This is a genomic window from Pseudomonas sp. NPDC087336, from assembly GCF_044744285.1.
GTDB lineage: Bacteria > Pseudomonadota > Gammaproteobacteria > Pseudomonadales > Pseudomonadaceae > Aquipseudomonas.
Genome location: NZ_JBIUYA010000004.1, coordinates 234,717 through 246,595 on the forward strand (window position 1 = coordinate 234,717; position 11,879 = coordinate 246,595).

Annotated in this window: 5 protein-coding genes; all 5 read left to right on the forward strand. The window is 59.6% G+C overall.

Annotation, left to right across the window (positions count from 1 at the left end):
• Positions 1-9 precede the first annotated feature (9 nt).
• The 5 genes from flgJ (at position 10) to ACIO0C_RS06090 (ending at position 11,873) form a co-directional block, all read left to right on the forward strand.
• The gene (flgJ, locus tag ACIO0C_RS06070; protein ID WP_401309099.1) at positions 10-1,293 is read left to right on the forward strand and encodes a flagellar assembly peptidoglycan hydrolase FlgJ; all 1,284 of its coding nucleotides are present in this window, start codon (positions 10-12) and stop codon (positions 1,291-1,293) included.
• Positions 1,294-1,316: 23 nt separating this feature from the next.
• On the forward strand, positions 1,317-3,362 hold the full coding sequence (gene flgK / locus ACIO0C_RS06075; RefSeq protein WP_401309104.1) for a flagellar hook-associated protein FlgK: 2,046 nt from the start codon (positions 1,317-1,319) through the stop codon (positions 3,360-3,362).
• Between the two features lie 13 nt (positions 3,363-3,375).
• On the forward strand, positions 3,376-4,947 hold the full coding sequence (locus ACIO0C_RS06080; protein WP_401309107.1) for a flagellar hook-associated protein 3: 1,572 nt from the start codon (positions 3,376-3,378) through the stop codon (positions 4,945-4,947).
• Positions 4,948-5,061: 114 nt separating this feature from the next.
• On the forward strand, positions 5,062-8,655 hold the full coding sequence (locus tag ACIO0C_RS06085) for a glycosyltransferase (protein WP_401309110.1): 3,594 nt from the start codon (positions 5,062-5,064) through the stop codon (positions 8,653-8,655).
• Positions 8,656-8,942: 287 nt separating this feature from the next.
• Positions 8,943-11,873, forward strand: coding sequence for a TIGR00180 family glycosyltransferase (locus ACIO0C_RS06090; RefSeq protein WP_401309112.1), 2,931 nt, complete (start codon positions 8,943-8,945; stop codon positions 11,871-11,873).
• Positions 11,874-11,879 lie beyond the last annotated feature (6 nt).

An 11,879-nucleotide genomic window follows, 5' to 3' on the forward strand; every position in this document is an offset into this window, starting at 1 on the left:
ACGGCGACCATGGACATGTACAAGAGCGGTCGGGTCAGCAGCAGCGATTCAGGTGCGTTTTCCGACCTGAACCGGCTAAACCAGCTCAAGGTCGGCGACAAGAACAGCGACGCCAACATGCGCAAGGTGGCGCAGGAGTTCGAGTCGCTGTTCCTCGGCGAGATGCTCAAGTCGATGCGCTCGGCCACCGAGTCCCTGGGCAAGGACAATCCGATGAACACCGCCGAGGCCAAGCAATACCAGGAAATGTACGACCAGCAACTGGCGGTTTCCATGTCCCGCGAGGGTGGCGGTATCGGCCTGGCGGACGTGCTGATGCGCCAGATGTCGAAGAACAAGCCGCTGGCGCCGGGTGAGGCGGCAACGCTGTCCGCCGCCAAGCAAGAGGCCGCCAAAGCCGCTGCGCAAACCCCGGTGGCCGCTGGCACGACGGCGCTCAACGGGCCGCTGTCGCGGGTCAATGGCGAGCGTCCTTTGTGGGCTTCGCGTTCGGTCAGTGCACCGACAGGCGAGGGCGCGCATCGCAATGACATGGCGCTGATCAATCAGCGGCGCCTGGCCTTGCCGCCGAAACTGGCCGATCGCTTGCTCGCGGGCCTGGTGCCTTCCGCCACGCCGAGCAGCGCTGCCGCGGTTAACAAGGCGCCCTTGCCCGAGCGCGTCGCGAGCAGTGGTTCCGGGCCTTTGTATAACGGCGACTGGCTGGCCAATGCCCAGGCAGCGGAGAGTGGGTCCCTGCAGATTCATGGTCGCGCCATCGCGCAGATCCCCTTGGCACCGGCGAAAAAAGCCTTCGGCAGCGCCGACGAATTCGTCAACACCATGCTGCCGATGGCCAAAGAGGCCGCCGATCGCATTGGCGTCGACCCGCGTTACCTTGTGGCTCAGGCCGCTTTGGAAACCGGCTGGGGCAAATCGGTCATGCGTGCCCAGGACGGCAGCAGCAGTCACAACCTGTTCGGCATCAAGGCCGGCAGCAGTTGGAAGGGCGATTCGGCGCGGGCGATCACCAGCGAATTCAGGAACGGCGAGATGGTCAAGGAGACGGCCGAGTTCCGTTCCTACGACTCCTACAAGGAGAGCTTCCATGACCTTGTAACGTTGTTGCAATCCAACAATCGCTATCAAGATGTCGTGAAGTCGGCCGATAACCCGGAACAGTTTGTGCGCGAGTTGCAAAAGGCCGGTTACGCAACCGACCCGAACTACGCCAGCAAGATTTCGCAGATAGCCAGGCAGATGACGAGTTATCAGAACTACGCTGCGGCGGGCGTTTCAACCACGCCTCTATAAACACAAGGTATAAGGTCTGAACCATGAGTTTGCTCAATATCGGGATGTCGGGGTTGTCTGCCAGCCAGTCTTCGTTGGTGACCACCGGTAACAACATTTCCAACGCCGACACCGCCGGGTACTCGCGTCAGCAAACCGTGCAGGGCAGCAAAAGCTCCATTCAGTACGGCAATGTGTTCATCGGCACCGGAACGACGCTGGCTGACGTGCGCCGCGTGTATAACACCTATCTCGATGCGCAGCTGCGCACGGCGACTTCGCTCAACAGCGAAGCGTCCGCTTACAGCGCTCAGGTCACGCCGCTGGATGCCACGCTTTCCGATACCAATACCGGTTTGACCAGCGTGTTGCAGAAGTTCTTCACCTCGATGCAGGGTGTAGCGACATCGCCCACCGATGACACCTCCCGTCAGTCGGTGTTGAGCGGTGCGCAGGCTCTGGCCAATCGCTTCAATTCCATTGCCAAACAGTTGAACGACCAGAACAACACCCTCAACGGCAACCTGTCCGACATGGCAGGTCAGGTGAACAAGCTGGCCAATTCGATTGCCAGTCTCAACCAGAAAATTTCCGAGTACTCCACCGGCAGCAGCCAGCCAAACGACCTGCTGGATTCGCGTGACGAAGCCGTGCGTCAGTTGTCCGAGCTGGTCGGTGTACAGCTCGTCGAGCGCGGCTCCAGCTTCGACATTTATGTCGGCAGCGGTCAGCCACTGGTCGTCGGTAACACCACCAACACCCTGCAAACCGTACCGAGCAAGGATGATCCGTCGCGCATGGCGCTGCAGATGGACCGTGGTTCGAGCACCATCGACATCACGTCGGTTGTCAGTGGTGGGTCGATCGGTGGTCTGCTCAGCTATCGCAAGGAAGTGCTCGACCCTTCTCTCAATGAGCTGGGGCGTGTGGCGCTGGTCGTGGCTGACCAGATCAACCGTCAACAAGCGCAAGGCATCGACAAGAACGGTGATATTGGCGCGGCGATTTTCAACAACATCAACAGTGCTGCCCTGATCAGTCAGCGCAGCATTGGCCAGGCAGGCAACAGTGCCGGGTCGGGCAATCTGGATGTCACCATCAAAGACACCGGCAAACTGACCAGCAGCGATTATCAGGTGACGTTCACCAGCGCAACCAACTACACCGTCACGCGCTCTGACGGCACCGCGCTGGGCGCTTTCAGCACCACGACCACGCCAGCTCCGGTGATCGACGGGTTCAGCCTGTCGCTCAATGGTGGTGCGATGAGCGCCGGTGACTCGTTCAAGGTGACTCCAACCCGTGGTGGGGCGAGCAACATCCAGGCGGTGTTGACCGAACCGAAAAAAATTGCCGCTGCGGCACCCTTGAGCGGAGTGACCAGCGCCAACAACTCCGGCACTTACACCCAGCCGACGCTGACCAGCACTCTGGACATCTACGACCCGGCGGCGCAGGCGGATATGCAGACCGCGCTCAAGTACTCGACACCGGTCAAGCTGGTGTTCGGTGCCGCAAGTGGTGGCAGCCAGAGCTACAACATGCTCGATGCCCAGGGCAATTCGATCGGCACGGGCACCATTGTTCCGGGCCAGAGCAACACCCTGAATTTAAGCGTGGGCATGGTCGATAGCACTGGCGCTCCGATCATGGACACCAGCGTCACGCCCGCCGTGCAGAAGACGTTTACCGTGCAAACCACGGTCGGCGGCACGCCAGCCAGCGGTGAAAGTTTCACGATCAACATGACTGGCGCGGCGTCCTCGGACAACCGCAACGCCCAGGCGCTGGTGGGGCTGCAAACCAAACAGACGGTGGATACCGGCTCGGCGAGCAAGGGCATCAGCCTGACCAATGCCTATGGCACGCTGGTGACCAATGTCGGCACCAAGGCTGCACAGGGCAAATCCGACAGCACCGCCACTACATTGATCCTTACCAATGCCAAGGGCGCCCGTGATTCGGTGTCCGGGGTCAACCTGGATGAAGAAACCGGCAACCTGGTCAAATACCAGCAGTACTACACCGCCTCCTCGCAGATCATCAAGGCTGCGCAGGAAATTTTCAGCACGCTGATCAACAGTCTTTAAGGAGTCGTAATTCATGCGCATTTCCACCGCCCAGTATTACGAAGTCACCGCTGCAAACTATCAGCGTAACTACAACAACACGGTCGCCACCAGCCAGGAAGCAAGCAGCCTGACGCGCATCAACACCGCCGCCGATGATCCGATCGGTGCCGGTCGTTTGCTGCAACTGGGTCAACAGAGCGCTGCACTGACCCAGTACACCACCAACATCAACACCACCAAGAGTACGCTGACCGAGCAGGAAACCACCCTGTCGTCCATTGGTACGGCTCTGCAACGCGCCAAGGAACTCGCCCTGGCCGCCAGCAACGGCATCAAGACTGATGTGGATCGCCAGGCCTATGCGTCGGAATTGAGCCAGATCCAGCAACAAGTGTTGGGCCTGATGAACTCCAAGGACTCGAACGGCAACTACCTGTTCTCCGGTTCGAAGACCGACACCGCGCCTTACTCGCAGAACTCGGACGGCACCTTCACCTACAATGGTGACCAGACCAGCATTAATCTGGGCATTGGTGACGGCATGACCGTGGCCACCAACACCACCGGTTGGGATGCTTTCCAGCAGACCATCAACACCAGCCGCACCCAGGCCACCATGACTGCTCCGGCGGTGGATGACGGTCGCGTGGTGCTGTCCAACGGTACGGTTGGCAGCAGTTCCACCTACAACGCCAAATTCTCCGGCGGCCAGCCCTACACCGTCAGCTTTCTCAGCAGTACCCAGTTGAAGATCACCGACGCACTGGGTAACGACGTGACGTCCGAGGCCAGCCAGAACGGCCTCGTCAGCAATTCCAACGGTGCCAACCAGACGGTGAGCTTCCGCGGCGTCGACCTGCAGTTGAACATCAACCTCAAGTCCACCGACACCAACCCCGATGCAGTCATCGCTGGCCACAGTTTCACGTTGTCGTCCACGCCGGACAGCTTCAACGCCTCGCGTAGTCCCGGTAATACGTCTACCGCTGTCATTACCGGCTCCAGCGTGACCAACCAGACGGCGTACAACAACGCCTTCCCGGCGGGCGGGGCGATCCTCAAGTTCACCAGCGCCACCAACTTCGACCTGTACGCCGCACCGGTCACAAGCGACAGCCGGCCGGTATCGTCGGGCACCGTATCAGGCGGCAATGCCACCGCTGCGGGCGTGACCTTTGCCCTGGGTGGCGGTACGCCGGCATCTGGAGACCAGTTCGCGATTCAGTCAAACAACCATCAAACCCAGAACGTGCTCGACACCCTCGGCCAGATGGTGACCGCGCTCAACGCGCCGGTCGACGGCAGCGCGGTGGCCCTGCAGAATTTCATGGCCGCCATGGATAAAGGGCTCGGTAACATCGACAGCGCATCCAACCAGATCGGTTCGGCCGTCTCCTCGATCGGTGCCCGCGGTCAAGCGCTGGATAATCAGTCCGCGACCAACGACAGCCTGACCCTGGCGAACGGTGCGAGCCAGTCGGCGATCCGTGACTCGGACCCGGCAGAGGTCATGACCCGCCTGACCTTGCAACAGACCATGTTGCAGGCAGCACAACTGGCGTTCAGCAAGATTTCCCAGCTGGGCCTGTTCAACAAGATCTGACGGTGGTCGGGTGCGCAAGCGCCCGATTGCCTGGTCCCTTCAGTATTTATCGTCTTTTTGCGGTTTCAGAGGGTTCGCCTTTCAGGGCGAGCTCGCACCGCCTGTGAGCCCGCCGTGAATTCACTCCCGCTTGTCAGTCTAGTCATTCCTGCCTTCAACCCACGCTTTTTCGGTTGTGCCGTGCTCTCGGCTGTGAGTCAGAGCTATGGCAATCTGGAGATCATTGTTTGCGATGACAGTCGCGGCCATGAGATCGAAGACTTCGTCACTTCGATCGTCGAGCAGGGGCACGCCGTGCGCTATGTGCGCAACCCGCGAACTTTGGGGTTGGTGGGCAATCTGCAAGCTTGCCTGGAGCAGGCACAAGGCGAGTTCATCAAGTTTTTGTGTGATGACGATCAGTTGTTCCCCACCTGCATCGAGCATCAGGCTCAGGTGCTGATCGATTGTGCCGACGTCAAGCTGGTGGTGGCACAACGGCTGTTCTGGGATGCCGATGACATGGTGCTCCCTTCGCGCCTGGAAAATACCCCGCTTTCTCCGGTGGGCGGGGTATTCAAGGGGGATGACCTGCTGGCGATTTTCGAGAACTTCCCGGTCAATATTCTCGGAGGCTTCAGCAACGCGCTGTTCCGCCGGGCAGATTTGCTGGAACTGTTCCCGGCATTGACTCAGCCCGACCATTGTTTTGTAGCGACGCTCGATTTTGCTTTGTACGTATGCCTGATGCGTCGCGGCAATCTGGCGGTCTCCAATTTTGTGCTTGGCGTCGAGCGCCTGTACGCGGAGCGTTTGAGCAGCCAGCAGTCAATGAAGGACGCGGCACAAAGCGAACAGCAATGGCTGTCGCAGATGCTCAAGGCGCGAAGCGGTGAATCTGCGCCGGCCCAGGGCTGGGTGCGCTATCTGCCGCTGACCAGGGTTGACGAGTCGCCGCGGGTTTGGGAAGAGCTGCCGTTGAGCCGAACACTGGGCACAAAGCAGACTACTCAGGATTGGCATGTCGGTATTGCCAGTGTCAGTTTCGCCCAGCTCTATGCTCAATGGCTGGAGTGCCGCCTGTTGACTGACCGCCAGCGTAACCACCTGCCAGACACATTGGCCTCCTGGCCAAAGGTGCCGAAAATCGTTCCGGTGATCCTTGATGAAAACGGCAGTCGTTCGGCGCTTGATCTCACGCTGCAGTCGCTCGCCACGCAGGAATTCCCGCCTGAGTTGACCCTGGTGCTGTCGACTTCCTGTACCCAGGTCGAGTTGGATGAGCGGGTCTTCCGTTTGCCTCTGCAAGACGACTGGCAGCAACAGATCAACGATTTGTTGCCGCAACTGGAAGGCGCTGACTGGATCTATCTGTTACGTGCCGGTGATCGTCTGGTCGTGCCGGCCTTGTTGGTGATGGCGGAGCGAATTGCCTTCGCGCCAACGATGGCGTGCCTGTACAGCGACGAAGGTGGGCTGCACCAGGGTGAATCCGCAGGCCCTGCATTCAAGCCCGACTTCAACCTGGACCTGATGCGCAGCTACCCCTATGTCGGACGGGCGCTGGCGTTTGAGCGTGAACGATTCCTGGCCTTGGGTGGTTTCAATTCGCAGTTCGGCGAGCTGGCGCCTCATGATCTGTTGTGGCGCATGGTCGAGAACGAAGGCACTCACGTGATCGGCCATATCGCCGAAGTGTTGCTGGAGTCGGCGCTGGATCTGGCCAAATGGTTGTCGCAGCCGCAAGTGCTGGACGGCAATCCTCTTTTGCTCGAAGCGCACCTGCAACGCCTGGGCGTCGCCCATGAGGTTCGCCGAGGCAGTTCGCAAATAATCAACCGTATCGATTACCTGCATGGCGAACGTCCGCTCGTGTCGATCGTCATTGTCAGTCAAGACCGTATCAGTGCCGTGCAGCGCTGCGTCGAGAGCCTGCTGGAGAAGACCACCTATAGCGAATACGAGTTGCTGCTGGTGGACAATGGCAGTGAAAGCGTCGAGGCGCGCACCTGGTTCGACGGCATGGCGCAGATGGGCAGTGAGCGGATTCGTGTGCTCAGCCTCGAACAGAAGGGGGCAGCGGCGCAGGTGCGCAACTTCGCCGTGAATCATGCCCATGGCGACTATGTTCTGATACTCAACCCCTATGCGGTGATCACCCAGGGCGATTGGCTTGCCGAGATGCTCAATCACGCGCAGCGTCCGGAAGTCGGTGTGGTTGGGGCCAAGCTGCTCAACCCCGACAGTCGAGTGGTGCACGCCGGTCTGATCCTTGGGTTGCGGGGGCCGGCCGGGGTGCCATTTTTTGGTGAGTCGCTGCAGGCTGGTGGACACATGTTCCGGTTGCAGGTCGCCCACGATTTCAGTGCCGTGGGCGGTGATTGCCTGATGGTACGCAAGGCGGTTTTCAACGCCGTCGGCGGCCTGGATGAGCAAGATCTGGCGCACTCGCTCAACGAGGTTGACCTGTGTCTGCGTATCGGCCAGGAAGGTTATCTGGTGGTATGGACGCCTTACGCCCAACTCGCTTTGGGTGCGCAACCGGCGGTGGATGCGCAGGAAGGGGATCAGGCTCGCGGCGAACAGGAGCAAGAGGTTTTCTATAAGCGCTGGCTGCCGATCGTTGCTCGCGATCCGGCCTACAACACCAACCTGGCGCTGCAAGGGGTGGGTGAGACAAGCTTCAGTCTCGAGCCGGGCCTGCGTTCCGGCTGGAGCCCTTACGCCAAGGCGCAGTTGCCGAAAATTCTCGCGTTGCCGGTCAATGCCTCCGCCATCGGTCATTACCGTGTCACGCAACCGCTGATTGAGCTGGAAGCGGCAGGCAGGGCGCACGGACGCATTCACTACAACCTGCCGACCATCATTGAAGTCGAGCGTCATTCTCCTGACGTGATTATCTTGCAGGGGCGCTATTCCGAAGGGCCGATCAATGAAATTCCGAGCCTGCAAAAATATTCCAGCGCGCGACGCATCTACGAACTGGACGACTACGTGATCAACGTGCCCCATCGCAATGCCCATATCCGCAATATGCCGGGCAAAGACGAGATGGAGAAACTCGTTCGTCGCGCCATCGGCATGTGCGATCGCGTGGTGGTTTCCACCGAACCGTTGGGCAATGCGTTGTCGGACATGCACCATGATATTCGCGTGGTGCCGAACATGTTGGCGGCGCACCTGTGGACCGATTTGCGCAGCCAGCGCCGTACCTCGAAGAAACCGCGGGTCGGTTGGGGGGGAGGCACCAGTCACCACGGTGACCTGGCAGTCATCGCCGATGTGGTCCGTGAGTTGGCCAATGAGGTCGATTGGGTGTTCTTTGGCATGTGTCCGGATGATTTGCTTCCGTACATGCATGAGTTCCACGGCGCGATCGGACTGGATGTGTATCCGGCCAAATTGGCCAGCCTGAACCTGGACCTGGCCCTGGCGCCCCTGGAGTTCCACATCTTCAACGACTGCAAGAGCAACCTGCGCTTGTTGGAGTATGGCGCTTGCGGCTACCCGGTGGTCTGTACCGACACGGCGGCCTATCGAGGTTACCTGCCTTGTACTCGCGTGATGACCAACACCACCGATGAGTGGCTGCAGGCTATTCGCATGCACCTGGCCGACCCGGATGCCAGTTACCGTATGGGCGACGAATTGCGCGAAGCGGTGTTGCGCGACTACATGCTGCGCGGGGATAACCTGCGGTACTGGGAGCATGGCTGGTTGGCGGACTGACAATAAACCGTCTTTAACAGCCAGGTGGCAGCTACGACAGGCTGCCCCGTTTCGGGCAATTCGAGATGGCGCGCTTCCTGCACGTCTCCCCAATATCGCCATAAATCGTGCATTTGCGGCGCAGCCAGAAGGCTGCGCGCTTGGCTTGAAGCGTTGCACTTCAGGTTCGAGCCAATTCTCTGGCACATCAATGGACGTCGAGTGGGGCAAGGGTCACCACGCCGCCGTTGTCGCAAAAACATCATTGTTAAGTTTATCGGGCGATTCGCCGATTCTGGGGACACGTTATGCAAGGCAAGTACGGTTCTGAACACGCTTTACCACTGAACGAGCAGTTGACGGTGGTGGTAATCACCCATAACAGACCCGCATTCTTGCGCAGGGCGCTGCAGTTCTACACTCCCTTGCCTTGCCGGATTATTGTGCTGGACTCCTCGACCCAGGCCAGCGAGGGCATTACCGACGCTTTTCCGAGCGTCGATTATCTGCACCTGCCACAGTTTGGCTACTGGGATGCCCAGGCCAAGGTCGTCTACGGTATCGATCAGGTCACCACACCCTATATCGTGTTTGCCGCGGACGATGATTTCCTCGTGCATGACTCACTGAAAGAGTCGGTGGCATTTCTGGAGGCGAACCAGGACTATGGCATGTGCCATGGTTACTGCCTGATGTACCTGGCGCTGGCGGGTAGCGTGACCTACTACCGCCGCGACAAGAAAGTCTGCGAAGACTATTCGTCCGAGCGGGCCCAGGACCGTGTGCTGGACTTCATGGGCCAGTTCATTCCGCCTTTCTATGCCGTTCACCGTACCTCGCTGTTTCGCGACTGGTATGCGGCCATGCCCCATGACGCGAAGTTCGAGTGGCAGGAAATCGGCCACTCGTACTACATGCTGGCCCGCGCCAAGGCACGGATTCTGCCGATACCGTATGTGGTGCGCGAGATCAACTACATGCAGTCGGAGCACAAGACCGATGTGTATCACTCGCTCTCCTTCACCGATGCCAAATCAGTGGCTGAGCGTGAGGCCTTTGCCGAGTTCCTGGCGGCGCTGCCCACCGAGATTACTGATCTGGAGCCGGAGCAGGGCAAACAATTCGCGCTCCAGTGTTTCGAAGCGATGGCCGACAGTTTGAGAACGGGGAAGGCGCTGGCGGCCGAAATGATTTTCGAGTCCTGCTGGAACAGCGCCTTGAAAGTGCCGGAGCGACGTTTCTCGCCCAGGCAGTACGTCGAAATGCCCTTTTATAACCAGACCTTTTTCGATCAGTTGACCCACATCGAGTTTCTGCTCCATGGGATGCCAGCGGGACGTGTTCAGCTACAACAGCTTGAAGGGGTGTGGACCCATCAGTACAACATGATGCGTGCACGCAACAACGATACGCCTGAGAGTGTCGTCGACCGTCTGTGGCATGCCCACGATTTCAATATGTTCAACCGGCACCTGATCCAGTGCCTGATGGACCAGTTGCAAGGTCTTGGCGAGGAAGAAGAGGCGCAAAAGATGCTCGCCTGGGCCGAGCGTCTGGATACGCTCCCGCCTCAGCTCATCCGCCAGACATTCGATTCCACGCTATCCGGGCGTTTGCTCAAGTGGCTGGAGGCGCGAGAGCCGGATGCCGGGCAGCGAGAGGCAATCGCCCAGCATCTGGCGGCCCATCACGGCGGCCCGCAGTTCGGCATCCTGATCCTGGACCTGGAGAACGATGTCGGCAAATTGCAGGTTACCCTCGACAGTCTTCTGGAGGGGCACTGCAAGGCATTCAAGATCGTGGTCTTCACCACCGGCGAACCGTTGGCGGCGACGACGGCGCAAAACACCCTGCACTTTGTCCGGGTCACCCAGGGCAATTACGTCGACAAACTGAATCAGGTCGCTCGGCAGTCGACCTGCGACTGGTTGTTGCTGGCAGAAGTGGATGACGAATTCACCGCCAGTGGTTTGTTGCGAGCGAGCCTGGAGCTATTGGACGCGCCGCAATGCCGTGCGGTGGCGACAGATGAAATCCAGCGTCAGGCCAATGGCTCGCTGGTGGATGTGTTCCGGCCGGGCTTCAACCTGGACCTGCTGCAAAGTTTCCCGGCATTGATGTCACGCCATTGGCTGATTCGCCGTGAAGTGCTGCTGGAAGCTGGCGGTTATTCTGCGGACTTCAGCAAGGCGCTGGAGTTCGATTTGCTGCTGCGGGTAATCGAGCAGGGCGGAATGGCGGGGCTGGCTCATCTGGATGAGCCGCTGCTGATCAGCCCGGCGGTGGTCATGGAAGATAACGCCCATGAGCGCCAGACCTTGATTCGGCACCTTGCGACGCGTGGCTACAACGCCAAGGTGACCTCGCCGGTGCCAGGCACCTATCACATCGATTATCGTCACACCGAGCGGCCACTGGTGTCGATCATTGTGCCTGTCCAGGACAACCTGCCGGCCTTGCAACGCTGCCTGGCCAGCGTGCTGCAGAGAACCCGCTATACCCGCTATGAGGTGCTGATCGCGGATAACCGGAGCCAGTCGTCCGCTGTCGCGGCCTGGCTGGACAGCCAGGAGCAACAGGGCGGTAACGTGCGAGTACTCAGGACTGACCGTCGCCTCAGTGCAGCGGCCTTGCACAACGCCGCCAGTCAGCAGGCCCGGGGCGAATACCTGGTGCTGTTGGACGCCGACAGTGAAGTGGTCAACCCGAACTGGCTTGAGTCGCTGCTCAATCACGCCCAGCGTCCGGAAGTCGGCGTGGTCGGTCCCAAATTGATCGACCGTGATGGCAATGTCACCCAGGCCGGACTGATTCTGGGCATGAATGGTGGGGTTGGCTCAGCCTTTGTCGGTGAAAAACACGATGACAAAGGCTATATGCACCGGTTGGCTCTGGAGCAAAACTATTCGGCGGTATCGACGGCGTGCCTGATGGTGCGCAAAGCGTTGTTTGACGACTTGGGTGGTCTCGACAGCGTGACCTTCGCCGACGGCTTGAGTGAAGTCGATCTATGCCTGCAGGCTGCTGAGGCTGGTTACCTGACCGTGTGGACACCGCTGGTTCAGGTCATTCATCCGGGTGAATTGCAACAGGTGCCGAACGCCCTTGATGCACTGCGTGAAAAATGGGCTGCTGCCTTTACCCAGGACCAGGCCTACAACAGCAATCTGGCCTTGAGCGGCAAAGGGTTCTCCCTGGGTGAAAGCGCTCCGGTGGACTGGGCGCAGTTGCTCGCATAAGCCTGG

Coding starts and splice junctions, on each gene's coding strand:
- ACIO0C_RS06090 (WP_401309112.1), top strand. CDS start 8,943: ATGCAAGGCAAGTACGGTTCTGAACACGCTTTACCACTGAACGAGCAG.
- flgK (WP_401309104.1), top strand. CDS start 1,317: ATGAGTTTGCTCAATATCGGGATGTCGGGGTTGTCTGCCAGCCAGTCT.
- flgJ (WP_401309099.1), top strand. CDS start 10: ATGGACATGTACAAGAGCGGTCGGGTCAGCAGCAGCGATTCAGGTGCG.
- ACIO0C_RS06080 (WP_401309107.1), top strand. CDS start 3,376: ATGCGCATTTCCACCGCCCAGTATTACGAAGTCACCGCTGCAAACTAT.